This window comes from Zestomonas ipomoeae (assembly GCF_057128665.1).
On sequence record NZ_JBSKHQ010000014.1, the window covers coordinates 62,312 to 86,375 of the forward strand.

Sequence of the window (24,064 nt, forward strand, 5' to 3'; positions counted from 1 at the left end):
CATGCGGTGCTGGTTGCGCGTTCACCACGCCAGCCAAGCCGAAACCCCTCGCCTACACTTGGCAGGGAACTCTTCCAGGGAGCGCTCATGGTCCGTTGGCTCTGGCTGGTCTGTTGTGTAGTCAGTTCACTCTCCCGGGCTGCCGAGCCGATGGCCGAGGCCCTTGCCGAGTTGCGGCCCAGCACGCTCGATGCCGCGCAGCAACGCGCCGAGCTCAGCTGGTTCGTCGAGCAGGCCAAGCCCTATCGCGGCATGACCGTGCGGGTGGTCTCCGAGCACATCGATACCCATTGGTACGAGGCGACCGTGCTGGCGCCGCTGTTCAGCCGGCTCACCGGCATCCGGGTGATCCACGAGATCACCGGCGAGGACGATGTGGTCAACAAACTACGCGCCCAGCAGGAAACCGGCCTGCACCTGTACGACGCCTACATCAGCGACAGTGACCTGATCGGTGCGCACTTCCGTGGCGACACCGTGCTGCCGCTGAGCGACTTCATCGAGGGCGAGGCGGCCGCGCTGACCCTGCCGACCCTGGATCTGCAGGACTTCCTCGGCCTGCCCTTCGTGACCGCGCCAGACGGCAAGCTCTACCAACTGCCCGATCAGCATTTCGCCAACCTCTACTGGTATCGGCAGGACTGGTTCGACCGCCCGGAGCTGCGCAAGGCCTTTCGCGCCCGTTACGGCTACGAGCTTGGCGTGCCGCAGAACTGGACGGCTTACGAGGACATTGCCGAATTCTTCAGCGACCAGGTGCGCGAGATCGATGGCCAGCGCGTCTACGGCCACATGGATTACGGCGCGCTGGATCCGTCGCTCGGCTGGCGCCTGTCCGACGCCTGGCTGGGGCTGGCCGGGGTCGGCGATACCGGGCTGCCCAACGGCCTGCCGGTGGACGACTGGGGCATCCGGGTCGAAGGCTGCCGCCCGGTGGGCGCCAGCATGAGCCGCGGCGGCGCGCTCGACAGCCCGGCGGCGGTCTACGCGCTGGATCGCTATATCGACTGGCTGCGGCGGTTCGCTCCGCCCGAGGCGCAGCGGATGACCTTCAACCAGGCCGGCAACGTAGCCGCCCAGGGCCATATCGCCCAGCAGATCTTCTGGTACACCGCCTTCACCCGCGACTACACCCGCGCCAACATCAACGTGATGGACAGCCAGGGGCTGCCGAAGTGGCGGGTCGCGCCTTCGCCCCATGGCGCCTACTGGCGCGAGGGCATGAAGTCTGGCTACCAGGACGTCGGCGCCTGGACCTTCCTGCGCAACACGCCGCCCCGGCAGCGCCAGGCGGCCTGGCTGTACGCCCAGTTCAGCGTGTCGAAGAGCGTGTCGCTGCGCAAATTTCTCGTCGGGCTGACGCCGATCCGCCGTTCCGACATCTTTTCGCCGCTGATGGATGGCTATGCACCGCAGATGGGCGGCCTGCTGGAGTTCTACCGCAGCCGCGCGGCCCTGCAATGGACACCGACCGGTACCAATGTGCCGGATTACCCCGGCATGGCCAACGAGTGGTGGCGGCAGGCCTACCCGGCGCTGGCCGGCCAGCGCACGGCAGCCAGCGCCATGCAGGCGCTGGCACAGGCGTTCGACCGTCACCTAGAGAGACTGGGCAAGCGCAGCGATCACCCCTGCGCGCCACGTCTGGCACCGGCGCGCGGTGCCCAGTACTGGTTGGCCCAGCCGGGCGCGCCCTATCCGGCCCTGGCCAACGAGCGGCCGCCGGGCCGCACCCTGAGCTACGAGGAGGCCCTGCGTGCTTGGCATTAGGCATTGGCCCTGGCTGCTCGCCCTGCTCGGCGCCGGCCCACAGGCGGACGAACGTGCGCTGGAGCTGACTCTGTTCGCCTGGGAGCGACCGCCCTATGCCTACCTGGACGAGCGCGGCCAGGCCCAGGGCCTGGCGGTGGAACTGGCGGCGCTGCTGCAGCGGCACACCGGGGTGCCATACAACCTGACCTTTCTGCCGCTGACCCGGGCGATCCGCGAAACCGGCCTGCGCCCCGGCAACTGCCTGTTGCTGCTGGAACGCCGGCAGGAGCGCGAGCCGCTCTATGCCTGGGTTGGCCCCATGCTGGTCTCGCGCCTGAGCCTGTATGCGCCGCCCGACAAGGTGCCGTCGCTGCGCAGCCTGGAGGATGCCCATGGCCTGCGCATTCTCAGCCACCTCGGCTCGGGTGCCGGCGAATACCTGCAAGGCGAGGGTTTCGAGGTGGAGTTTTCCAACAAGGAATCGCTCAACCTGCTCAAGCTGATGCGTCGTCGCGCACCGCTGTGGGCCTCCAGCGAAGCGGTGATCAGCAGCCTGGCCAAGGAAACCGAGGACCGCCCGGTGGAGGTGCTGCCCTTTCTCACCATGATGGAGGCCATGGCCTGCCATCCGCGCACTGACCCCGCCGTCATCGCCCGGCTGCAGAAGGGGCTCAAGGAACTCTACGGCAACGGCCAGATCCGCGAGATCTACCGGCGCTACGGCGTCGAGCTGGACTGAGCCGGGCCAGCCCGCTCGAACGCCGCGGTCTCAGAGGCGGAAACCGCCCATCTGCGCCGCCAGGCTGTCGGCCAGCTGGCGCAGGGTACGGCAGTCCTCCTGGCAGCGCTGGGCCTCGTGGGTGGTCGAGTGGGCGATATCGGCGATGCCCTGCACGTTGCGATTGATCTCCTCGGTGACCGACGACTGCTCTTCGGTGGCGGTGGCTACCTGGCGGTTCATGTCGCTGATGTGGTCGATCTGCTGGCTGATCAGCTGCAGCGATTCAGCGGTGTGCTGGCTGGCTTCCACTCCCGTGCCCGTGGCGGCCTGGCTGGCGCGCATCGAGTTGACGGCGGTTTCCGCGCCCTGCTTGAGGCCCTGGATCATCTGCTGGATCTCGTCGGTGGAACCCTGGGTGCGCCCGGCGAGCGTGCGCACCTCATCGGCCACCACGGCGAAGCCGCGGCCCATTTCCCCGGCGCGCGCCGCCTCGATGGCGGCGTTCAGCGCCAGCAGGTTGGTCTGCTCGGAAATCCCGCGGATCACCGCCAACACCTGGTCGATGGAGGCGACCTGCTCAGCCAGATGACCCACGGCCTGGGCAGCGCTGCCGATCTCGTCGGCCATGTTCTCGATATGACGGGCGGACTTGTCGACCACCTGGCTGGCCTGCTGAGCCTCGTTGCGCGCCGCCTGCGAGGAGTGCGCGGCGCCGCTGGCGTTGCGCGCGATCTCCTGCACCGTCAGCCCCATCTCGTGGACCGCGGTCGCCACCAGGTCGGTCATCTGGTTCTGCTGCGCGGCCCTGGCGGCGGTGTTGTCCACCATCTCGCCGACCTGGCCGACCGCCGCATGCAGCCGCTCGCTGGTGGCCAGCGCATCGCCGATCAGGGCCTTGAGCCGGTCGTTCATCACCCGCACGCGGCCCAGCGCGCTGTCCGCGCTGGCCTCGGGAATGGCCACCGCCAGGTTGCCGTTGGCGATTTCGCCGAGTACCTGGTCGAGTACGGCCGGCTTGGCCCCGAGCCGGGCGAGGGTTTGCTTGCGGCCCAGGTAGATCAGCAGGATCACCTCGGCGATCAAGACCAGCAGCACCGCGATGAACAGGTTCTGGGCCCGGCCCAGTGCCTGGTCGGCGTTCTGCACCGCGGCGCCGGTGCGCTCCTCCAGTAGACCGAAGAACTCGTCCACCGGCTTCATGATGTTGGCCTTGTAGGTGTGGTACTCCGGGCTGTGCACCAACGTGCGCGCGAGTTCCATGTCCGGCTCGGCGCGGCGCGTGTAGCCGCCGTTGCCATCGTCGAACAGCCCCTTCACCGCATTCATCGCCTTGACCTCCAGTTGCACCAGGCCGTCGGAGTTGGCCTGCGCCTGCTGCAGCTTGGCGAACTCGGCCTCGGTGAAGCCGGCCTGCTTCATCAGCTCGGACAGGGCGATGGTCTGGCCGTCGGGGCGCGGCTTGTCGTTGCCCGCGGCGACGAAGTCCCAGTAGATGCGGTGGTACTTCTGCGGCCTGGGCGCCTTGCCGTTGCGAATGTCGAGAATGCGCAGGTACTGCTGTTCGTAGCGCGGGTCGGCGGTCACCACGTAGGTGCGCCCGAGGCGGGTCAGGTCATCCGAACTCTGGCGCAATTCGTCCGCCAGCAGGTAGGAGTTGTAGCGGTTCTCGCTGACCTCGCGCAGGTCCGAGGAGGCCTGCTTCATCGCCAGAAAGCTGTAGAGCAAGGCGATGAACGTGGCCGCGATGGCGCATAGGGTGATCGGGATGGCTTTCGAGGAACTGCTGGTACCCATCGATATTCGGCCTCATGACAGAGCAAAGTGATCCTGTGCATGTCAGGGCGCAGCCGTTCGCTGAGTTGCCCATTCCTGAGTGGAGGGTCGCGGGTTGGTGGTGTCGCGTGGGGCAGGGCAGCCTGGGTCGGCGAGCCGAGTGCCGGGTGCTGGGTGGTCGAGGCGGGTCCTGTTGGCGAAGCGTCCGAGTCCTGTCGGGTTGCCCGTGCCTGACTGCCTGGCAGCAACAACCTGTGTCTAATCGTAGAACAGCATCGGCTGCTGCCACCCGCTCTTGAGTTCGGCGGGCCGGCTGGCCGACAGGCGGGCGGAAACGAAAAACCGCCCCGGGGGGCGGTTTCTCTGGGTGGCGCTTGGCGGTCAGAGGCCGTTCTTGGCCTTGAACTCGCGGCGACGACGGTGCAGCACCGGCTCGGTGTAGCCGTTCGGCTGCTTGGTGCCTTCGACCACCAGTTCCAGGGCGGCCTGGAAGGCGATGTTGTCGTCGAAGTTCGGCGCCAGCGGGCGGTACAGCGGATCGTTGGCGTTCTGCCGGTCCACCACCGGTGCCATGCGCTTGAGGCTCTCGACGATCTGCGCCTCGGTGACGATGCCGTGGCGCAACCAGTTGGCCAGCAGCTGGCTGGAGATGCGCAGGGTGGCGCGGTCTTCCATCAGGCCGACGTCGTTGATGTCCGGCACCTTGGAGCAGCCCACGCCCTGGTCGATCCAGCGCACCACGTAGCCGAGGATGCCCTGGGCGTTGTTGTCCAGCTCGTTCTGGATTTCCTCGGCCGACCAGTTGGTGTTCGGCGCCAGCGGGATGCTCAGGATGTCGTCCAGCGAGGCACGCTCGCGCTTGGCCAGCTCGGCCTGGCGGGCGAACACGTCGACCTTGTGGTAGTGCAGGGCGTGCAGGGTGGCGGCGGTCGGCGAGGGGACCCAGGCAGTGTTGGCGCCGGCCAGCGGGTGCATGATCTTCTGCTCGACCATGGCGGCCATCAGGTCGGGCATGGCCCACATGCCCTTGCCGATCTGCGCGCGACCCTGCAGGCTGGTGGCCAGGCCGATATCGACGTTCCAGTTCTCGTAGGCGGCGATCCACTTCTCGCTCTTCATCGCCGCCTTGCGCACCATGGCGCCGGCTTCCATGGAGGTGTGTATCTCGTCGCCGGTGCGGTCGAGGAAGCCGGTGTTGATGAACACCACGCGCTCGCTGGCGGCCTTGATGCACGCCTTGAGGTTGACGGTGGTGCGGCGCTCCTCGTCCATGATGCCGACCTTGAGGGTGTTGCGCGCCATGCCCAGCACGTCTTCGACGCGGCCGAACAGTTCGGTGGTGAAGGCGACTTCTTCCGGGCCGTGCATCTTCGGCTTGACGATGTACACCGAGCCGGTGCGGGTATTCTTGCGGCTGGTGTTGCCCTTGAGGTTGTGCAGGGCGATCAGGCTGGTGACCAGGCCGTCCATGATGCCTTCCGGCACTTCGTAGCCCTGCTGGTCGACGATGGCGTCGATGGTCATCAGGTGGCCGACGTTGCGCACGAACAGCAGGGAACGGCCATGCAGGGTCAGTTCACTGCCGTCGGCCTTGGTGTAGACGCGGTCCGGATTCATGGTACGGGTGAAGGTCTGGCCGCCCTTGGCGACTTGCTCGGCGAGGTCGCCCTTCATCAGGCCCAGCCAGTTGCGGTACACCACCACCTTGTCGTTGGCATCGACGGCGGCCACGGAGTCTTCGCAGTCCATGATGGTGGTCAGCGCGGACTCCATCAGCACGTCCTTCACGCCGGCGGCGTCGGTCTGGCCGATGGGGCTGCTGGCGTCGATCTGGATCTCGAAGTGCAGGCCGTTGTGCTTGAGCAGCACGGCGATCGGCGCGTGGGCATCGCCCTGGAAGCCGATCAGCTGGGCAGCGTCCTTCAGGCCGGTGGTGGTGCCGTCCTTGAGTTCGACCAGCAGGGTGCCGTCTTCGACGTGATAGCGGGTGGCATTGACGTGGGAGTCGGCGGCCAGCGGCGCGGCTTCGTCGAGGAAGGCGCGGGCGTAGGCGATGACCTTGTCGCCGCGTACCTTGTTGTAGCCCTTGCCCTTCTCCGCGCCGTTCTCCTCGCTGATCGCGTCGGTGCCGTAGAGGGCATCGTACAGCGAGCCCCAACGGGCGTTGGCGGCATTCAGGGCGAAGCGCGCGTTCATCACCGGCACCACCAGCTGCGGGCCGGCCATGCGGGCGATCTCTTCGTCGACATTCTGGGTAGTGGCCTGGAAGTCGGCCGGTTCCGGAAGCAGGTAGCCGATCTCCTGGAGGAAGGCCTTGTAGGCGACGGCATCGTGGGCCTGGCCGGCACGGGCCTGGTGCCAGGCATCGATCTTGGCCTGGATCTCGTCGCGCTTGGCCAGCAGGGCGCGGTTTTTCGGTGCCAGGTCATTGATGACCGCTTCGGCGCCGGTCCAGAACTGCTCGGCGGTGACGCCGGTACCGGGAATGGCTTCGTTGTTCACGAAGTCGAACAGGACTTTGGCGACCTGCAGGCCACCGACTTGAACGCGCTCAGTCATCACTTGCCTCACTCTGCTTCGGACCAGCTCGGAACCCCGGCCGGCCGGCCATGTAGTTCGAGCGGGCGCATACTACAGGATGCTGCGGGAAAAATCAGGGGTCGGGCGTCGCTCCGCGACCGACAAGCGACTCGCGGTCACGGCTACACTGCGATTTTCCCTCCACGGAGCCGATGATGCCGGTACAAACCGCGACCCCCGCCGATCTGGAAGAGCTGACCCGGCTGTTCGCCGGCTACCTCGCCTTCTATGAGACCCCGAAACCCGCGGCGGCGATCCGCACCTTTCTCGCCGCGCGCCTGGCGCGCGCCGACTCGACGATCTTCCTGGCCCGCGATGCCGCCGGCAATGCGCAGGGCTTCGTCCAGCTCTATCCCTTTTTCTCGTCCCTGATGCTGGAACCGGCCTGGCTGCTCAGCGATCTCTACGTCGACCCGGCGGCTCGCCGCCAGGGCCTCGGCGCGGCCCTGATGAACGCCGCCCGCGCCCATGCCGAGGCGACCGGCGCCTGCGGCTTGCAACTGGAGACGGCAAGGACCAATCTGGCCGGACAGGCGCTTTACGAGCGGCTGGGCTACGTGCGCGACCAGGTGTTCCTGACCTACTGGCTGGCGCTCAAGCAGGCCTAGCCGCATCTGTCGAACGAGAAGAGGAACATCGAGCATGGATCATCTGGTTCTTACCGTCATCGCCCAGGACCAGCCGGGGCTGGTCGAGCGCATCGCCAAGTGCATCGCCGAGCATGGCGGCAACTGGCTGGAAAGCCGCATGTCGCGCATGGCCGGGCAGTTCGCCGGAATCCTGCGGGTGGCGGTGCCGGCCGAGTCCCATGCCGGGCTGGTGGAGGCGCTGCAGGCGCTCGGTTCCCAGGGTATCCGCGTGCTGCTGGCACCCGGCGGTGCCGAGCCGGCACTCAGCGCGAAGCCGATCCTGCTGGATCTGGTGGGCAACGACCGGCCGGGTATCGTGCGCGATATCACCCGCCTGCTCACCGAGCACGGGGTCAATGTGGAAAGCCTGACCACGGAGGTGGCGCCGGCACCGATGAGCAGCGAACTGCTGTTCCACGCCGAGGCGCTGTTGTCGGTGCCTGCGGGACTGGCGCTGGAGGCCTTGCAGAACCATCTGGAGACCCTGGCAGACGACCTGATGGTCGAGCTGAACCTGCGCAGCGAGGACTGAGCGACCGTCAAGGCAAGGGCTGATCCGGGCGGACGCGGGGCGTAATCCCCAGCCGCTGGGGTTAAGGCTGTGGATAACCTGGGGAGCCCCGGCCCGCCGTCACGGCCGCCGGGGCTTTGCTTGCCTTGAGTAAAAAACGAGCTATTTCAATAGCTTGTGCACAAAGCCCGTGGATGGAACTGTGGATAAGCCGGGGATGCCCGGCTGTGTGCCGCGTCGCGCGTGGTCTTCAGCGGATCGTGCAGTTTTTCGCCAGGTGGAGATTAGGCTGTAGGGGCGAATAAGATTCGCCCCTACAGATGCTCGCTCGTCTCAGTAGGGTTTGCGCCGCAGGTTCCACCAGGCATCGAAGCTGAACACCGCCAGGCCGGCCCAGATGCAGACGAACGCCAGCAACCGCCCGCTGTCGAGCTTCTCGCCGAACACCATGACCGCCAGCAGCAGCACCAGCGTCGGCGCCAGGTACTGCAGGAAACCCAGGGTGGCGTAGGGCAGATGGCGTGCGGCGGCGTTGAAGCAGACCAGCGGCACCAGCGTGATCGGCCCGGCGGCGGCCAGCCAGAACGCTGTGCCGCTACTCCAGAAGGCCGCCTGGGTGCTCTGCGCCGTCGGGCTGAGCAGCAGCCAGCCGATGGCCAGCGGCAGCAGCAGCCAGGTCTCCACCACCAGCCCCGGCAGCGCGGCCACCGGTGCCTGCTTGCGGATCAGGCCGTAGAAGCCGAACGACAGGGCCAGCACCAGGGAAATCCACGGCACGCTACCCACCAGCCACACCTGCTGCGCCACGCCCAGCGCCGCCAGACCCACGGCGCACCATTGCAGGCGGCGCAGGCGCTCGCCAAGCAGCAGCAGGCCCAGCAGCACGTTAACCAGCGGGTTGATGTAGTAGCCGAGGCTGGCTTCGAGCATGCGCTCGTTGTTCACTGCCCAGACATAGGTCAGCCAGTTCACCGCGATCAGCCCGCCGCTGGCGCCTAGCACCGCGATGCGGCGGGGATTCTCGCGCAGCTCGCGCCACCAGCCCGGATGTTTCCACACCATCAGCAGCAAGGCACCGGCCAGCGCCGACCAGAGCGCGCGGTGCACGACGATCTCCAGGGCCGGCACCTGTTCGATGGCCTTGAAGTAAAGCGGAAACAGCCCCCAGATGGTGTAGGCGGTCAGGCCGAGCAGGTAACCGCGACGTGGGTTGGCGGTGGCCATCGGAAAATCCTTGGTTAGGCAGCTAACAAAATGTTCCGCATTCTAATGAGCGGCGCGGGAGTTTGTCCGAGCGTTCAGGTTGGTTCCGCGCCGGCGAAACGCAATGACTGTCAGAAACTGTTTACAGCTGCCGGGGGGAGATACCGTTGGGCTCCGCAGGCTACGCGCTCCCGCCCAACCTACGGGAAATCCTTGCGGCAGGATCGTAGGTTGGCGTTGAGCGCAGCGAAGCCCAACAAGAAGCACGCAGCGCTCCCGCAAGGTGTCTGCCTCTGCCGAACCTCACGGCGCCATTGCGCGTCAGAACAGCCGCAACGGTTCTTCGTCCATGGCCGCCGTCTGTTCGCGCAGGATCAGAATCTGTTCGCCCCAGTAGCGCTCGGTACCGAACCACGGAAAGCTCTGCGGGAACGCCGGGTCGTCCCAGCGCCGCGCCAGCCAGGCGCTGTAGTGCATCAGGCGCAGGGCGCGCAGGCCTTCGATCAGCGCCAGCTCGCGAGGGTCGAAGTCGTGGAACTCCTGGTAGCCGTCGATCAGCTCGGCGATCTGGCCAAGGCGCTCATGGCGTTCGCCGGCCAGCATCATCCACAGGTCCTGCACGGCCGGCCCCATTCGGCAGTCGTCGAGGTCGACCATGTGGAAGGTGTCGTCGCGGCACAGCAGGTTGCCGGGGTGGCAGTCGCCATGCAGCCGAATGGCGGTGTAGCGCACCCGGTCGAACAGCGCGTCCAGCCGCTGGAGCAGGTCGCGTGCCACCGACTCGTAGGCCGGCAACAGGCTGCGCGGGACGAAGCCACCGTCGAGCAGGGTCGCCAACGAGGCGTGGCCGTAGTTGTCCACGCCCAGGTGTTCGCGGTGTTCGAACGGCCGGGTCGCCGCCACCGCATGCAGGCGACCGAGCAACTGGCCGAGGCGGTAGAGCTGGTCGAGGTTACCCGGCTCCGGCGCACGCCCGCCGCGCCGGGGAAACAGGGCAAAGCGAAAGCCGGCATGCTCGAACAGGGTTTCGCCGTCGCGTACCAGCGGCGGCACCACCGGTACTTCGTGCTCGGCCAGCTCCAGGCTGAAGGCATGTTCCTCGCGGATTGCCGCGTCGCTCCAGCGGTGGGGGCGGTAGAACTTGGCGATCAGCGGCGTTTCGTCCTCGATGCCCACCTGATAGACACGGTTTTCGTAGCTGTTGAGCGCCAGCACGCGGGCGTCGCTGAGGTAACCGAGGCTCTCCACGGCATCCAGCACCAGGTCGGGGGTCAGTGCAGCGAAGGGATGGGACATGGGCGGCTCCGGGTGGGCAGGGCGCACAGTCTACTCGCCGTGGCCTCAGAGCGGTGTGCCGAGCAACACCTGGCTGGGCGAAAAGCTGGCGCAGACCGGGTCGCCCTCGCCCAGGGCGATGCCGCGCAGGTGTTCGGCCTCCACCAGCGCACAGAGGGTCTGGCCGCCGGGCAGTGCGATGCGGACTTCGCTGGGGCCGCCGGTGGCCGGGAGAATGCGCTCGATCCAGCCTTCCAGGCGGTTGCGTGCCGGATCGACCGGCGCCATCAGCGGCTGCAAGTCCAGCCAGCCTGCCTTGAACAGGGCGATCACCGGGCTGCCGTTCTGCAGCTCCAGCTTTTCCGTGCTGTCGCGGGTGATCTGCGCGCGCAGGCGGGCACCGCCGGGCAGCTCGATCTCGATCAGGTCGTTGAGCCCGGCGGCCACGATGTCGAGCACCCGGCCGTGCAGTTGGTTGCGCGCGCTGGTGCGCAGCATCAGGCGGCCGAGCAGCTCCAGGTCCTGCTCGCTGTCGGCGCTCTCCAGCAGGTGCGCCTGCAGGGCTTCCAGACGCCGGTACAGCGCCAGCAGGCGCTGGCCGGCGGCGGTCAGTCGAGCGCCGCCGCCGCCGCGCCCACCGACGCTGCGCTCCACCAGCGGCTGCTCGGCGAGGTTGTTCAGCTCGTCGATGGCATCCCAGGCGGCCTTGTAGCTCAGCCCGGCAGCCTTGGCGGCGCGGGTGATCGAGCCCTGCTCGGCGATCTGCGCGAGCAGGGCGATGCGCTGCGGGCGGCGGGCAATGTGTTGGGCGAGGCGGGTCGGCAAGCTCATGGGCGACGTCGTGCGGGCTGGTAGCGCGGCAACATGCGGGCTGGCGATCGGCGCGTCAAGCCTCGCCGGGACGGGGCGTGCGCGCCAGGCAGTAGATGTCGACCCGCGCGGCGCCGGCCTTGCAGAGCAGTCGCGCCAGGGTCTCGGCGGTGGCGCCGGTGGTCAGCACGTCGTCCACCAATGCCAGGTGCCGGCCAGCGACCACGGCCTCGGGAGCCAGGGCAAAGGCGTGGCGCAGGTTGCGCTTGCGCTCCGCGGCGCTCAGGCCCTGCTGGGCGGGTGTGTCGAGGACGCGGCGCAGCCACTGTTCCTGCAACGGCAGCTGCAGGCTTTCGCTCAGCCAGCGGGCGAGCATCGCCGCCTGGTTGAAACCGCGCGTTCGCTGCCGCCGACTTGCCAAGGGCACCGGCAGCAGGGCGTCGGGGCGCGGCAGGCCTTCGGCGAAAGCGAAGTGCAGATGGTGTGACAGCAGACCCGCCAGCAGACGTCCCAAGGGCCATCTGGCCTGATGCTTGAAGCGCGTCACCAGGCTGTCGATGGGAAACCCATAGCGCCATGGCGCCTCCACCCGGCTGAAGGCCGGCGGGTGCTTCAGGCACTGCCCGCAGACCAGGCCGCTGGCCGGCAACGGCAGGGCGCACACCTCGCAATGCCCGCCGAGCCAGGGCAGCTCGGCCTCGCAGGCGCCGCACAGCGGCAGTGCGGTGTCGGTGGTTTCGTCGCAGAGCAGGCAGGTCTGGTTGTTTTTTGTCCAGATGTAAACCTGCCTTTGGCGTTCTGGTTGACAGCGCATGAGGCTTCCCTAACTATGCCGAACATCCGTGTTGTGCCGCCGACTCTATCAGCTCGCCGGCAAGCCATTAACAAGGAACTCCAATGAGCGCCACTTCTTCTCCCGCCTTGCGTCACGACTGGTCCCTGGCCGAAGTCAAAGCCCTGTTCGAACAGCCCTTCAACGACCTGCTGTTCCAGGCGCAGACGGTGCACCGCGCGCACTTCGACCCGAACCGCGTGCAGGTCTCGACCCTGCTGTCGATCAAGACCGGCGCCTGCCCGGAAGACTGCAAGTACTGCCCGCAGTCCGGCCACTACAACACCGGGCTGGAGAAAGAGAAGCTGATGGAGGTGGAGAAGGTCCTGCAGGCCGCCGCCGAGGCCAAGGCCATCGGTTCCACCCGCTTCTGCATGGGCGCGGCGTGGAAGCATCCGTCCGCCAAGGACATGCCCTATGTGCTGAAGATGGTCGAAGGGGTCAAGGCCATGGGCCTGGAGACCTGCATGACCCTCGGCCGGCTCGACCAGGAGCAGACCCGCGCCCTGGCCGAGGCGGGCCTCGATTACTACAACCACAACCTCGATACCTCGCCGGAGTTCTACGGCAACATCATCACCACCCGCACCTACAGCGAGCGTCTGCAGACCCTGGCCTACGTGCGCGAAGCCGGCATGAAGATCTGCTCCGGCGGCATCCTCGGCATGGGCGAATCGCTGGACGACCGCGCCGGCCTGCTGATCCAGCTGGCCAACCTGCCGGAGCATCCGGAGTCGGTGCCGATCAACATGCTGGTCAAGGTCAAGGGCACGCCGCTGGAGCAGGAGAAGGATGTCGATCCGTTCGACTTCATCCGTACCCTGGCGGTGGCGCGCATCATGATGCCGAAGTCCCACGTGCGCCTGTCCGCCGGCCGCGAGCAGATGAACGAGCAGATGCAGGCCCTGGCCTTCATGGCCGGTGCCAACTCGATCTTCTACGGCGAGAAGCTGCTGACCACCGCCAACCCGCAGGCGGACAAGGACATGCAGTTGTTCGCCCGCCTCGGCATCAAGCCGGAAGAGCGCGAGGAGCATGCCGACGAAGTGCACCAGGCCGCCATCGAGCAGGCGCTGGCCGAGCAGAAGAACGGCGAGCTGTTCTACAACGCCGCTTCCGCCTGAACCCGTAGGGGCGAAGTAATCGCCAAAGGAGAGCCCCAGGCGAATGAATTCGCCCCTACGGGTGGCTTTCCGCTTGGAGCCATGCCGTGCCTTTCGATCTGCAATCCCGCCTCGCCGAACGCCGCGCGGCCCACCTGTTTCGCCAGCGGCCCCTGCTCGACAGCCCGCAGGGCCCCGAGGTGGTGGTCGACGGGCAGCCGCTGCTGGCCTTCTGCTCCAACGACTACCTGGGCCTGGCCAACCACCCCGAGGTGATCCGCGCCTGGCAGCAGGGTGCCGAGCGCTGGGGCGTCGGCGGCGGGGCCTCGCACCTGGTGGTCGGCCACAGCGGCCCGCACCATGCGCTGGAAGAAGCCCTCGCCGAATTCACCGGGCGCCCGCGGGCGCTGCTGTTCTCGACGGGCTACATGGCCAACCTCGGCGCGGTCACCGCCTTGGTGGGGCTGGGCGATACGGTGCTGGAGGACCGCCTCAACCATGCCTCGCTGCTCGATTCCGGGCTGCTCTGCGGCGCCCGTTTCTCCCGCTACCTGCACAACGACGCGACCAGCCTCGCCAGCCGTCTGGAAAAAGCCGGCGGCAATACCCTGGTGGTGACCGACGGCGTGTTCAGCATGGACGGCGATCTTGCCGACCTGCCGGCCATCTGTGAGGCGGCGAAGGCCAAGGGTGCCTGGGTCATGGTCGACGACGCCCATGGCTTCGGCCCGCTGGGCGCTACGGGCGGCGGCATCGTCGAGCACTTCGGCCTGGGCCAGGATGATGTGCAGGTACTGGTCGGCACCCTGGGCAAGGCCTTCGGCACCGCGGGTGCCTTCGTCGCCGGCGGCGAGGAGCTGATCGAGACCCTGGTGCAGTTCGCCCGGCCCTATATCTACACCACCAGCCAGCCGCCGGCCCTGGCCTGCGCCACGCTGAAGAGCCTGGAGTTGCTGCGCACGGAACACTGGCGTCGCGAACACCTGGCCCGACTGATCGCCCGGTTCCGCCAGGGCGCCGCCGAGATCGGCCTGGAGCTGATGGACAGCCCGACGCCGATCCAGCCGATCCTGGTCGGCGATAGCGCCCGGGCCCTGCGCCTGTCGCAGCTGTTGCGCGAGCGTGGCCTGCTGGTCACCGCGATCCGTCCGCCGACCGTGCCGGCCGGCGGGGCGCGGCTGCGGGTCACCCTGTCCGCCGCCCACAGCGAGGCGCAGGTGCAGCGCCTGCTGGAGTCGCTGGCCGAGTGTTGGCCATTGCTGACGGAGCAGGCCGATGGCTGACCGGCAACTGGTGCTGCTGCCCGGCTGGGGGCTGGGCTGCGCGCCCCTCGAGCCGCTGGCCGCCCTGTTGCGCGGGCGCGGCGAACAGCTGCAGGTGCATCTGGCCGAGCTGCCGGCGCTCGCTTCAAGCGAGCCTCGCACCTGGCTCGACCGGCTGGACGCGAGCCTGCCGGCGGACTGCTGGCTGGGTGGCTGGTCCCTCGGCGGCATGCTCGCCACCGAGCTGGCGGCACGGCGCGGCGCGCGCTGCCCCGGCCTGCTGACCCTGGCCAGCAACGCCTGTTTCACCGCCCGTTCCGATTGGCCGCGGGCCATGCCCGAGCAGACCTTCGACGCCTTTCGTGCCGATTGCGCCGCCAATGCCGAACTGACGCTGAAGCGTTTCGTGCTGCTGTGTACCCAGGGCGCCGTGGCGCCGCGCCAGCTGGCCCGACAACTGGTGATGGGCGCGCCGCCGGTGTCGGCCGAGGCGCTGCTGGCCAGTCTCGACCTGCTGGCCGCGCTGGACACCCGCGCCGCGTTGCAGGCCTACGCCGGTCCCCAGTTGCACCTGTTCGCTGCGGCCGATGCCCTGGTTCCGTTCGCGGCGGCCGAGGCGCTGTGCGAGTGGTCGGCGAACCTGCGCGTGGGGCGCTTCGAATCGGCCAGCCACGCCCTGCCGCTGGAGCGCCCCCATGAAGTTGCCAAGGCCATACGCGCTTTTCTCAACGAGGCCGCCAATGAATGACATGAGCCGTCTGCCCGACAAGCGCCAGGTGGCCGCCTCCTTCTCCCGCGCCGCCGAGAGTTACGACGGTGTTGCCGCCCTGCAGCGCGCGGTCGGCGCCGAGCTGTTGGGCCGTCTGCCGAGCGACGCGACGGTCGCGCGCTGGCTGGACCTGGGCTGCGGCACCGGGCACTTTTCCCGCGCGCTCGGCGTGCGCTTTCCCGGGGGCGAAGGCCTGGCCCTGGACATCGCCGAAGGCATGCTGCGCCACGCCCGGCCCCTGGGCGGCGCCCAGCGCTTCGTCGCCGGTGATGCGGAGTGCCTGCCGCTGCGCGAGCACGCCTTCGATCTGTTGTTCTCCAGCCTGGCCGTGCAGTGGTGTGGGGACTTCGCCGCGGTGTTGGGCGAAGCGCGGCGGGTGCTGCGCCCGGGCGGCGTGTTTGCCTTCTCCAGCCTGTGTGTCGGCACCCTGCGGGAGCTACGCGACAGCTGGCAGGCGGTGGACGGCTTCGTGCACGTCAATCGCTTCCGGCGCTTCGAGGACTACCAGGCGCTGACCGCCGCCAGCGGCCTGGCGACGCTGAGCCTGGAAAGCCGACCGCAGGTGTTGCATTACCCCGACCTGCGCCACCTGACCCACGAATTGAAGGCGCTCGGGGCGCACAATCTCAACCCCGGACGCCCCGGTGGCCTGACCGGTCGGGCGCGAATGCTCGCCCTGCTCGCCGCCTACGAGCGGTTCCGCCAGCCCCAGGGCCTGCCCGCCACCTATCAGGTGGTCTACGGCGTATTGCGCAAGGAGACGTGAATGGCCAAGGCATTCTTTGTCACCGGTACCGATACCGAGATCGGCAAGACCACCATTGCCGCCGGTCTGTTGCATGCGGCCCGGCGCGCCGGGCTGTCCACCGCGGCGGCCAAACCGGTGGCGTCCGGCTGCGAACGGACCGCCGAAGGCTTGCGCAACGAGGACGCCCTGGCGTTGCTGGGTGAGTGCAGCCTGGCGCTCGACTACGACGAGGTGAACCCGCTGGCCTTCGCCCCGGCCATCGCTCCGCACCTGGCGGCCCGGGAAGCCGGTGCGGTGCTCACGGCCGAGGTGCTGATCGAGCCGGTACGACGGATTCTGGCCAAGGGTGCCGATTTCACCTTGGTGGAGGGCGCGGGCGGCTGGCGCGTGCCGCTGGCCGGCATGCAGACGCTGTCCGACCTGCCGGTGGCGTTGGGGTTGCCGGTGATCCTGGTGGTCGGCGTGCGCCTGGGTTGCATCAACCACGCGGTGCTCACCGCCGAAGCCATCGCCCGCGACGGACTGGAACTGGCCGGCTGGGTCGCCAACATCGTCGACCCCAATACCTCGCGCCTGGACGAAAATCTCGCCACCCTGGCCGAGCGCCTGCCTGCCCCGTGCCTGGGCCGCGTGCCGCGCCTGCTGCAGGCGACACCCTCTGCCGTCGCCGCCTGCCTCGACCTGTCCCGGCTGTAGGTAACTAAGTTCCGAAGCCCACCGTCGGGGGGCTACCGGGCTTCTTCTCCCCATTGCACAAGCCTAGGCCCGGTTCAAGGCTGAAAAGCGCTCGCGGGCCATGCTCCGATTTGTGCTTGAACGGTGCGTAGCCTGCCGGCGTTTGCGCGAGGCTCATCGGGCGGGTGCGCAGGTAGGACGGATCGAGTTCGCCCGCCTGGACTGAACACCCGCTCGACCATAGCGCTGCCCCGGCTGCCGCCCCGAGCGCAGGGTGAGCCGATGGCGCCGATCGGGAGCTTGTTCGGCATCCCGCCATAGACGCTCAGCACCGAGACCGTGCAGCCCGCCGCTGGAGTGGATCTGGCTGGCGCCGTGTCGGCGCAGGGCCGGGGCTGGCTCGCCAGGCGATTGGCGGGGCTCGCCGGTTTCCATGACTTGCTTGAAGCGCCGCAGATCCTGAGTCGCCTTCATCACCAGGGCCGCCCCGCCGAGGATCGCTTGCAGCTGGCCGCCGAAACCGCCGCTGCGCAAGCCGTTGCCGAGCACCAGGCTGCGAGGCGGCCCGTTCGAAGCCGTGGGCATTGGCCTGTTGTGCGTCGCGGCGGTTGGAAAGGAGTGGGGCGGTGGTGAACTTCACGGCGGGCTTCCGAATCTGTGGATACCCTGAAGGTGGCTGCGCCGAGGCGGGCGTTACAGCCCTCTGACGGGCGCCACGCGCCGCCGTGCAGGCACCTGGCTAGATGATGGCTATAAGCCGGGGCGGATGCATAGCGTTTTGCTTGTACAAATTTTGAGCATTTCCTGCTTCAATGAACGCTAACTACGCATTTTCTAAGGGAGCGAGCCATGGAAATCTCCGCAAGCGCCTTCAGCGCGGGACTGAGCGGCATGCAGTCCGGCCAGCGGCGGGTCGATCAGGCGGCGGCCGAGATCGCCAGCAACAGCGCCCCGCGGCCGGAAGCCAGCGCCCCGTCGTCCGCAGCCGATTCCAGCAGCCAGAGCCGCCAGGCCGAACAAGCCGAGCAGGCCGATCTGGCTACCAGCCTGGTGGCGCTGCAGGTCGGACAGAACGAAGTCCAGGCCAGCGCCAAGGTGGTCAAGACCGCCGACGAGGTGCTCGGTACCCTGCTCGATACCCGCGCCTGAGGCCGGTCATCGATTCGGGTTGATCGGCCCCGGCTAGGAGGGGCTCGATGATGATCGCCAGCGCCGCAGCCACCGCTTCCTACTCGTCGCCGCCTACGTCGGTGCGCAGCACCGTACCCGCCGGTCCCGCTGATCCATCTCCGGCTGAACCGAACGCCGCCTCCCCGCCGGGCCAAACCCCGCCAGCCGTTGGCGCTGAGCAAGAGCAGGCCGGCGTCGAGCGCGGCTCTCTCTCGGCCAAGGTCCGCGAAGCGCAGCAACTGCGCGAGGAGCAACGGCAGATCGCCAAGCTCGGTGACCGCGACCGTGAGGTGCGCGCCCATGAGCAGGCCCACGCATCGGTTGGCGGAGAATATGCCGGTGCCCCGACCTACGACTTCAAGCGCGGTCCGGACGGCAAGACCTACGCGGTCGGGGGCGAAGTGGCCATCGACCTCAGCCCGGTGCCCAACGACCCGGCCGCCACCTTGCAAAAGATGGAAATCGTCCAGCGCGCGGCCCTGGCGCCCGCCGAGCCTTCTGCCCAGGATCTGCGCGTCGCCGCCCAGGCCCAGGCGCTGGCCGCCCAGGCGCGTGCGGAACTGGCGGCGCAGCAGCGCGAGGAGGCCGCCGAGGCTCGCGCCGCGCGGGAACAAGAGGAAAAGGACGGCGAAGCCGAGGACGAAGACGCCGCGCAGCAAAAACGGCAGCCTGTCGGCAACGCGCCTAAGCTGGATATTTACCAAAGCCTGTCTGGCCTGCTGGCCGCCGAACCGCAGGTCGATCTGCAGGCCTGAAAGAGCGCGGGCAGGTGCTTGACATTGGTTGGGCGTAAACGTATGTTTCAAACGCCTGTTTGACCGCTGGGCCGCATGTGGACTGCCGGGCGGCTGGGAGTAATGTCCCGAAGCGACCGGAATATCGGTCACCTTTTCTAGGAATCTACAGCTGAGGTTATTCGCTATGCCTGACTACAAGGCCCCCTTGCGTGATATTCGCTTCGTTCGCGACGAACTGCTCGGCTACGAAGCGCACTATCAGAGCCTGCCGGCTTGCCAAGATGCCACTCCGGACATGGTCAACGCCATTCTCGAGGAAGGCGCCAAGTTCTGTGAACAGGTGATTGCTCCGCTGAACCGTGTGGGTGATACCGAGGGCTGCACCTGGTCCGAGTCCGGGGTGAAGACTCCGACTGGCTTCAAGGAAGCCTACAAGCAGTTCGTCGAAGGCGGCTGGCCGAGCCTGGCCCACGACGTCAACCACGGCGGCCAGGGCCTGCCGGAATCCCTCGGCCTGGTCGTCAGCGAGATGGTCGGCTCCGCCAACTGGTCCTGGGGCATGTACCCCGGCCTGTCCCACGGTGCGATGAACACCCTGGACGCCCACGGCACCGACGAGCAGAAGCACACCTACCTGACCAAGCTGGTCTCCGGCGAGTGGACCGGCACCATGTGCCTGACCGAGCCGCACTGCGGTACCGACCTGGGCATGCTGCGCACCAAGGCCGAGCCCCAGGCCGACGGTTCCTACAAAGTCACCGGCACCAAGATCTTCATCTCCGCCGGTGAGCACGACATGGCCGACAACATCGTCCATATCGTCCTGGCTCGCCTGCCCGACGCACCGGCCGGCACCAAAGGCATTTCCCTGTTCATCGTGCCGAAGTTCCTGCCCAACGCCGAAGGCGGCGTAGGCGAGCGCAATGCCGTCACCTGCGGCTCCATCGAGCACAAGATGGGCATCCACGGCAACGCCACCTGCGTGATGAACTTCGACGGCGCCACCGGCTTCCTGATCGGCCCGGCGAACAAGGGCCTGAACTGCATGTTCACCTTCATGAACACCGCTCGCCTGGGTACCGCGCTGCAAGGCCTGGCCCACGCCGAAGTGGCGTTCCAGGGCGGCATCAAGTACGCCCGCGAGCGTCTGCAGATGCGCTCCCTGACCGGTCCGAAGGCGCCCGAAAAGCCCGCCGACCCGATCATCGTGCATCCGGACGTGCGCCGCATGCTGCTGACCATGAAGGCCTTCGCCGAGGGCAACCGCGCGATGGTGTACTTCACCGCCAAGCAGGTGGACATCGTCAAGTACAGCCAGAACGAAGAAGAGAAGAAGGCCGCCGACGCGCTGCTCGCCTTCCTCACGCCGATCGCCAAGGCCTTCATGACCGAAGTCGGCTTCGAGTCCAGCTCCCACGGCATGCAGATCTACGGCGGCCACGGCTTCATCAGCGAGTGGGGCATGGAGCAGAACCTGCGTGACTGCCGCATCTCCATGATGTACGAAGGCACCACCGGCGTTCAGGCCCTCGACCTGCTGGGCCGCAAGGTCCTGATGACCCAGGGCGAGGCGCTCAAGGGCTTCACCAAGATCGTGCACAAGTTCTGCCAGGCCAACGAAGGCAACGCGTCCGTCAAGGAATTCGTCGAGCCGCTGGCCAAGCTGAACAAGGAGTGGGGCGAACTGACCATGAAGATCGGCATGGCCGCGATGAAAGACCGCGAAGAAGTCGGTGCCGCCTCGGTGGACTACCTGATGTACTCCGGTTACGCCTGCCTGGCCTACTTCTGGGCCGATATGGCGCGTCTGGCTGCCGAGAAGCTTGCCGCCGGCACCAGCGAAGAGGCCTTCTACAAGGCCAAGCTGCAGACCGCGCGCTTCTACTTCGCCCGCATCCTGCCGCGCACCCGCGCCCACGTCGACGCCATGCTGTCCGGCGCCGACAACCTGATGGAAATGGACGAAGAGCACTTCGCCCTGGGCTTCTGATCCGTCGGATAGCCTGACCCTGCAGGTCGAAATGCCGCTTGCCCCTGGCAAGCGGCATTTTTTATTTCCGCATGACACGAGCCGGGTGGGTGGCAACCGCGCCTGCGCGAGGGATGCCCCAACCTCCGACCGGATTTGCGATCTGCGGCTGTGCCGGAGGCCCGCTTAACAGGCAAAATGCCATGCGTCGCTGGTCGCCTGCCCGCCAGCCAGGAGCCGTCCCTTGCCGCGTCTTGCCGCTGTCCGCGTCAGCCATTTCCTGCCTGCAGCCGTGCTGCTGGGGTGTGGCCTGGTGGCTGCCAGGCAGCCGGCGCTCAGCGAGTTCTTCAGCTCCCTGTTCAATGTCCTGCCGACCCTGCTGTTGCTGCTGGGCGGTGCCTTCTGTGCGTTCTACGGCCGCCAGCGCGAGTTGGTGCTGCTGGCGCTGGTCTATCTCGTTTATTTTTTGCTCGACGATCAGGTCGACCGCTATCGCGCCCTCGGTCATGCCGGCAGCGAGACCGCCTTGGTGTTCCACCTCACCTGTCTGCTATTGCCGTTGCTCTACGGCCTGTATAGCCTCTGGCAGGAACGCAGCCACCTGTTGCAGGACCTGGTCGCTCGCGTCGCCGTGCTGCTGGCGACCTGTGCCGTGGCGCTGGCCCTGGCCCGGCGCTTTCCCCAGGCGCTGCTCGGCTTCCTGGCAGAGGTGCACTGGCCGGCGTTGCATGCCGGCTGGATGAACCTGGTGCAGTTGGCCTATCCGGCCTTCCTGATCGCTTTCGGTGCGCTGCTGGTCCAGTACCTACGCCACCCGAGGCCGCTGCACGGCGCGCTGCTGGTCGGTCTGTCCGGATTGTTCTGGATGCTGCCGAACATCTTCATCGAGCCGTATGCGCTGAACGCGATGATCAGCCAGGTCATGCTGATGCTGGTGGCCGCGGTAGTGCACGAGGCCTACCAGATGGCCTTCCGCGACGAGTTGACCGGCCTGCCCGGTCGGCGCGCGCTGAACGAGCACCTGCAGCGTCTCGGCCGCAGCTATGTGATCGCCATGGCAGACGTCGATCACTTCAAGAAATTCAACGATACCCACGGCCACGACGTCGGCGACCAGGTCCTGCGCCTGGTCGCCAGCCGCCTGCGAAAGATCGGCGGGGGCGGTCGGGCCTACCGCTATGGTGGCGAGGAATTCACCCTGGTGTTCCCCGGCAAAACCGTCGAACAGTGCCTGCCGCATCTGGAAGCGGTGCGCCAGGCGGTGGAGAACTATCGCCTGCAGTTGCGCGACAAGGACAGTCGGCCGAAGAACGGCCGTCAGGGGCGGCCGAAGCGCGGTGGCGCGGCGGCCGCCAGCGTCGCGGTGACCATCAGCCTCGGCGTGGCTGAGCGACAGCCGGAGCAGCGCGCCGTTGAAGAGGTGCTCAAGGCCGCCGACCAGGCGCTGTATAGCGCCAAGAGCGCCGGGCGCAACTGCGTGCGCGCCCACGGGCAGGCCCGTCGCGGTGCGGTGCGGGTCGCAGCCGCCGAATCCTGACTGCTCCACCTGCGCGCCACAGAGATCTGTCGCTTATGCCGTTTATGGCGGCGCATTCAGCGTCGGCAATGTAATTGTCCAGGTAGCGCTGCGGCGCTAGCGTGGCGTTTTGCCCCGCGCCGCTTGCGCGCCAGCCCAATGGAGAATCGCCATGCCCGACTACAAGGCCCCTTTGCGCGACATGCGTTTTCTGCTCGACGAAGTCTTCGATTTTCCTGCCAGCTATGCGGCGCTGAACAGCGAGGCCACGCCTGACATGGTGGCGGCCATCCTCGAGGAAGGGGCCAAGTTCTGCGAGCAGGTGCTGGCGCCGCTGAACCGCTCCGGTGACGAGGAAGAGTGCCGCTTCGACAATGGCACGGTGACCACGCCGAAGGGCTTCAAGGAAGCCTTCGCCCAGTATGCCGAGGGCGGCTGGAATGGCCTGGCCGCCGATCCGGCGTATGGGGGCCAGGGGCTGCCGCAGTCCCTCGGCCTGATCGTCGCCGAGATGATCGCCTCGGCCAACCAGTCCTGGGCCATGTATCCGGGGCTGACCCATGGCGCCATGGCGGCGATCCACGCCCATGGCAGCGAGGAGCAGAAACAGACCTACCTGACACGCATGATCGAGGGCCGCTGGACCGGCACCATGTGCCTGACCGAGCCGCACTGCGGTACCGACCTGGGCATCATCAAGACCCGCGCCGTGCCCCAGGCCGACGGTAGCTACGCGGTGACCGGCACCAAGATCTTCATCTCCGCCGGCGAGCACGATATGAGCGAGAACATCGTGCATCTGGTGCTCGCCAAGCTGCCGGATGCGCCGGCCGGCACCAAGGGCATCTCGCTGTTCATCGTGCCGAAGTTCCTGCCCAACGGCGCAGGCGAGGCGGGCGAGCGCAATGCCGTGTCCTGCGGCTCCATCGAACACAAGATGGGCATCAAGGCCTCGGCGACGTGCGTGATGAACTTCGACGCGGCCACCGGTTTCCTGATTGGTGAGCCGAACAAAGGCCTGAACTGCATGTTCACCATGATGAACCATGCCCGACTGGGCACCGGCATGCAGGGCCTGAGCCTCGGCGAGGCGAGCTACCAGGGTGCCGTCAAGTACGCCAACGATCGCCTGCAAATGCGTGCCCTGACCGGGCCGAAGGCGCCCGGGAAGCCCGCCGATCCGATCATCGTGCACCCCGACGTACGGCGCATGCTGTTGACCATGAAGGCCTTCAACGAAGGCAACCGCGCCCTGGCCTACTTCACCGCGCAACTGCTCGATAGCGCCCATGGCGCCGATGCTGCGCAGCGCGAGGAGGCGGAGAGCCTGCTGGCGTTGCTGACACCGATCTGCAAGGCATTCATCACCGAGACCGGCCTGGAGGTCACCAACCTCGGCATGCAGGTATTCGGCGGCCACGGCTTCATCCGCGAGTGGGGCATGGAGCAGCTGGTGCGCGACTGTCGCATCGCGCCGATCTACGAGGGCACCAACGGCATCCAGGCGCTCGACCTGCTGGGGCGCAAGGTGCTGGGCAGTCAGGGCAAATTGCTGCGCGTGTTCACCAAGCAGATCCATCTGTTCTGCGAAGCCCACGGTGCGCATCCGCAACTGGCCGGCGCTGTCGGCGAACTGGCGCGGCTCAATCGGCAATGGGGCGAGCTGACCCAGAAGCTCGGCATGGCGGCGATGCAGAATCCCGACGAGGTCGGTGCGGCGGCGCTGGACTACCTGATGTATGCCGGCTACATCACCCTCGGCTACTTCTGGCTGCGCATGGCGGTGGTCGCCCAGGACAAGCTGCAACAGGAAACGGGCGACGCCGCCTACTACCAGGCCAAGCTGGCCACCTGCGCCTTCTACTTCAAGCGCCTGCTGCCGCGCACTGCCGCTCATCTGGCGGCGGTGGAAGCCGGCAGCGACTGCCTGATGGAACTGCCGGCGGAATCCTTCGCCCTCTGATCTGTCCACCCTAGAGCAGGCAAGGCCCGCCGCGAAGGACGGGCCTGGTTCTCCCGAGTCTTTGTG

Annotated in this window: 21 protein-coding genes; 14 read left to right on the top strand and 7 right to left on the bottom strand. The window is 67.3% G+C overall.

Going from position 1 to position 24,064, the window contains the following annotated elements; genetic code table 11:
• Nucleotides 1–87: 87 nt before the first annotated feature.
• Both ACWKV7_RS15695 and ACWKV7_RS15700 read left to right on the top strand, forming a co-directional pair.
• Nucleotides 88–1,770, top strand: a complete 1,683-nt coding sequence (locus ACWKV7_RS15695) for an ABC transporter substrate-binding protein (protein WP_483858621.1) — start codon at nt 88–90, stop codon at nt 1,768–1,770.
• Nucleotides 1,757–2,491: a substrate-binding periplasmic protein gene (locus ACWKV7_RS15700; RefSeq protein WP_483858622.1), complete on the top strand. Its 735-nt coding sequence runs from the start codon at nt 1,757–1,759 to the stop codon at nt 2,489–2,491. The genes ACWKV7_RS15695 and ACWKV7_RS15700 overlap by 14 nt, the downstream gene beginning before the upstream one ends.
• 30 nt (nt 2,492–2,521) lie before the next feature.
• Here the strand turns inward: ACWKV7_RS15700 and ACWKV7_RS15705 are convergent, their stop codons facing one another.
• Both ACWKV7_RS15705 and ACWKV7_RS15710 read right to left on the bottom strand, forming a co-directional pair.
• Complete coding sequence (locus ACWKV7_RS15705) at nt 2,522–4,267, bottom strand: methyl-accepting chemotaxis protein (protein ID WP_483858623.1); 1,746 nt, start codon at nt 4,265–4,267, stop codon at nt 2,522–2,524.
• A 360-nt stretch (nt 4,268–4,627) separates the two neighbouring features.
• Nucleotides 4,628–6,805: a malate synthase G gene (locus ACWKV7_RS15710; RefSeq protein WP_483858624.1), complete on the bottom strand. Its 2,178-nt coding sequence runs from the start codon at nt 6,803–6,805 to the stop codon at nt 4,628–4,630.
• Nucleotides 6,806–6,981: 176 nt separating this feature from the next.
• Between ACWKV7_RS15710 and ACWKV7_RS15715 the strand changes: the two genes are divergently transcribed.
• Both ACWKV7_RS15715 and ACWKV7_RS15720 read left to right on the top strand, forming a co-directional pair.
• Complete coding sequence (locus ACWKV7_RS15715; protein WP_483858625.1) at nt 6,982–7,434, top strand: GNAT family N-acetyltransferase; 453 nt, start codon at nt 6,982–6,984, stop codon at nt 7,432–7,434.
• Between the two features lie 34 nt (nt 7,435–7,468).
• Complete coding sequence (locus ACWKV7_RS15720) at nt 7,469–7,987, top strand: glycine cleavage system transcriptional repressor (protein ID WP_483858626.1); 519 nt, start codon at nt 7,469–7,471, stop codon at nt 7,985–7,987.
• Nucleotides 7,988–8,299: 312 nt separating this feature from the next.
• Here the strand turns inward: ACWKV7_RS15720 and rarD are convergent, their stop codons facing one another.
• The 4 genes from rarD to ACWKV7_RS15740 all read right to left on the bottom strand — a co-directional run bounded on the left by rarD (nt 8,300) and on the right by ACWKV7_RS15740 (nt 12,068).
• A complete protein-coding gene (gene rarD, locus ACWKV7_RS15725) occupies nt 8,300–9,190 on the bottom strand; it encodes an EamA family transporter RarD (RefSeq protein WP_483858627.1) in 891 nt (296 codons plus the stop codon).
• Between the two features lie 300 nt (nt 9,191–9,490).
• On the bottom strand, nt 9,491–10,465 hold the full coding sequence (locus ACWKV7_RS15730) for a serine/threonine protein kinase (RefSeq protein WP_483858628.1): 975 nt from the start codon (nt 10,463–10,465) through the stop codon (nt 9,491–9,493).
• Between the two features lie 45 nt (nt 10,466–10,510).
• A complete protein-coding gene (locus ACWKV7_RS15735; protein WP_483858629.1) occupies nt 10,511–11,275 on the bottom strand; it encodes a TOBE domain-containing protein in 765 nt (254 codons plus the stop codon).
• Between the two features lie 55 nt (nt 11,276–11,330).
• A complete protein-coding gene (locus ACWKV7_RS15740; RefSeq protein ID WP_483858630.1) occupies nt 11,331–12,068 on the bottom strand; it encodes a double zinc ribbon domain-containing protein in 738 nt (245 codons plus the stop codon).
• 83 nt (nt 12,069–12,151) lie between these two features.
• Between ACWKV7_RS15740 and bioB the strand changes: the two genes are divergently transcribed.
• The 5 genes from bioB to bioD all read left to right on the top strand — a co-directional run bounded on the left by bioB (nt 12,152) and on the right by bioD (nt 16,664).
• A complete protein-coding gene (gene bioB, locus ACWKV7_RS15745) occupies nt 12,152–13,210 on the top strand; it encodes a biotin synthase BioB (protein WP_483858631.1) in 1,059 nt (352 codons plus the stop codon).
• 86 nt (nt 13,211–13,296) lie between these two features.
• Nucleotides 13,297–14,472: an 8-amino-7-oxononanoate synthase gene (bioF, locus tag ACWKV7_RS15750; protein WP_483858632.1), complete on the top strand. Its 1,176-nt coding sequence runs from the start codon at nt 13,297–13,299 to the stop codon at nt 14,470–14,472.
• A complete protein-coding gene (locus ACWKV7_RS15755; protein ID WP_483858633.1) occupies nt 14,465–15,199 on the top strand; it encodes an alpha/beta fold hydrolase in 735 nt (244 codons plus the stop codon). The genes bioF and ACWKV7_RS15755 overlap by 8 nt, the downstream gene beginning before the upstream one ends.
• Nucleotides 15,192–15,986 carry a malonyl-ACP O-methyltransferase BioC gene (bioC, locus tag ACWKV7_RS15760; protein WP_483858634.1) on the top strand — a complete coding sequence of 265 codons (795 nt, stop codon included), beginning with the start codon at nt 15,192–15,194 and terminating at the stop codon, nt 15,984–15,986. The genes ACWKV7_RS15755 and bioC overlap by 8 nt, the downstream gene beginning before the upstream one ends.
• Complete coding sequence (bioD, locus tag ACWKV7_RS15765) at nt 15,987–16,664, top strand: dethiobiotin synthase (protein ID WP_483858635.1); 678 nt, start codon at nt 15,987–15,989, stop codon at nt 16,662–16,664.
• A gap of 153 nt (nt 16,665–16,817) precedes the next feature.
• On the opposite strand, the gene ACWKV7_RS15770 is transcribed toward bioD, so the two are convergent.
• Nucleotides 16,818–17,228, bottom strand: a complete 411-nt coding sequence (locus ACWKV7_RS15770; protein ID WP_483858636.1) for a hypothetical protein — start codon at nt 17,226–17,228, stop codon at nt 16,818–16,820.
• Between the two features lie 264 nt (nt 17,229–17,492).
• On the opposite strand from ACWKV7_RS15770, the gene ACWKV7_RS15775 reads away from it, so the two are divergent.
• The 5 genes from ACWKV7_RS15775 to ACWKV7_RS15795 all read left to right on the top strand — a co-directional run bounded on the left by ACWKV7_RS15775 (nt 17,493) and on the right by ACWKV7_RS15795 (nt 23,998).
• Nucleotides 17,493–17,792, top strand: coding sequence for a pyrroloquinoline quinone biosynthesis protein PqqE (locus ACWKV7_RS15775; protein WP_483858637.1), 300 nt, complete (start codon nt 17,493–17,495; stop codon nt 17,790–17,792).
• A gap of 47 nt (nt 17,793–17,839) precedes the next feature.
• Entirely contained in the window at nt 17,840–18,568 is a 729-nt protein-coding gene (locus ACWKV7_RS15780; RefSeq protein WP_483858638.1) for a putative metalloprotease CJM1_0395 family protein, read from the top strand.
• 166 nt (nt 18,569–18,734) lie between these two features.
• Nucleotides 18,735–20,540, top strand: coding sequence for a phenylacyl-CoA dehydrogenase (locus ACWKV7_RS15785; RefSeq protein WP_483858639.1), 1,806 nt, complete (start codon nt 18,735–18,737; stop codon nt 20,538–20,540).
• A 223-nt stretch (nt 20,541–20,763) separates the two neighbouring features.
• Nucleotides 20,764–22,056 (top strand): GGDEF domain-containing protein, encoded by a 1,293-nt coding sequence (locus ACWKV7_RS15790; RefSeq protein ID WP_483858640.1) that lies wholly within the window; start codon nt 20,764–20,766, stop codon nt 22,054–22,056.
• 151 nt (nt 22,057–22,207) lie between these two features.
• Nucleotides 22,208–23,998: an acyl-CoA dehydrogenase C-terminal domain-containing protein gene (locus ACWKV7_RS15795; protein WP_483858641.1), complete on the top strand. Its 1,791-nt coding sequence runs from the start codon at nt 22,208–22,210 to the stop codon at nt 23,996–23,998.
• Nucleotides 23,999–24,064 lie beyond the last annotated feature (66 nt).

Excerpts from the sequence above, each read along its gene's own strand:
- ACWKV7_RS15735 (WP_483858629.1), bottom strand. The coding sequence starts at position 11,275 with ATGAGCTTGCCGACCCGCCTCGCCCAACACATTGCCCGCCGCCCGCAG.
- ACWKV7_RS15730 (WP_483858628.1), bottom strand. The coding sequence starts at position 10,465 with ATGTCCCATCCCTTCGCTGCACTGACCCCCGACCTGGTGCTGGATGCC.
- bioD (WP_483858635.1), top strand. The coding sequence starts at position 15,987 with ATGGCCAAGGCATTCTTTGTCACCGGTACCGATACCGAGATCGGCAAG.
- bioB (WP_483858631.1), top strand. The coding sequence starts at position 12,152 with ATGAGCGCCACTTCTTCTCCCGCCTTGCGTCACGACTGGTCCCTGGCC.
- ACWKV7_RS15740 (WP_483858630.1), bottom strand. The coding sequence starts at position 12,068 with ATGCGCTGTCAACCAGAACGCCAAAGGCAGGTTTACATCTGGACAAAA.
- ACWKV7_RS15770 (WP_483858636.1), bottom strand. The coding sequence starts at position 17,228 with ATGCCCACGGCTTCGAACGGGCCGCCTCGCAGCCTGGTGCTCGGCAAC.
- ACWKV7_RS15705 (WP_483858623.1), bottom strand. The coding sequence starts at position 4,267 with ATGGGTACCAGCAGTTCCTCGAAAGCCATCCCGATCACCCTATGCGCC.
- ACWKV7_RS15795 (WP_483858641.1), top strand. The coding sequence starts at position 22,208 with ATGCCCGACTACAAGGCCCCTTTGCGCGACATGCGTTTTCTGCTCGAC.
- ACWKV7_RS15710 (WP_483858624.1), bottom strand. The coding sequence starts at position 6,805 with ATGACTGAGCGCGTTCAAGTCGGTGGCCTGCAGGTCGCCAAAGTCCTG.
- rarD (WP_483858627.1), bottom strand. The coding sequence starts at position 9,190 with ATGGCCACCGCCAACCCACGTCGCGGTTACCTGCTCGGCCTGACCGCC.
- ACWKV7_RS15695 (WP_483858621.1), top strand. The coding sequence starts at position 88 with ATGGTCCGTTGGCTCTGGCTGGTCTGTTGTGTAGTCAGTTCACTCTCC.
- ACWKV7_RS15715 (WP_483858625.1), top strand. The coding sequence starts at position 6,982 with ATGCCGGTACAAACCGCGACCCCCGCCGATCTGGAAGAGCTGACCCGG.
- ACWKV7_RS15780 (WP_483858638.1), top strand. The coding sequence starts at position 17,840 with ATGATGATCGCCAGCGCCGCAGCCACCGCTTCCTACTCGTCGCCGCCT.
- bioC (WP_483858634.1), top strand. The coding sequence starts at position 15,192 with ATGAATGACATGAGCCGTCTGCCCGACAAGCGCCAGGTGGCCGCCTCC.
- ACWKV7_RS15785 (WP_483858639.1), top strand. The coding sequence starts at position 18,735 with ATGCCTGACTACAAGGCCCCCTTGCGTGATATTCGCTTCGTTCGCGAC.
- ACWKV7_RS15755 (WP_483858633.1), top strand. The coding sequence starts at position 14,465 with ATGGCTGACCGGCAACTGGTGCTGCTGCCCGGCTGGGGGCTGGGCTGC.
- ACWKV7_RS15775 (WP_483858637.1), top strand. The coding sequence starts at position 17,493 with ATGGAAATCTCCGCAAGCGCCTTCAGCGCGGGACTGAGCGGCATGCAG.
- ACWKV7_RS15720 (WP_483858626.1), top strand. The coding sequence starts at position 7,469 with ATGGATCATCTGGTTCTTACCGTCATCGCCCAGGACCAGCCGGGGCTG.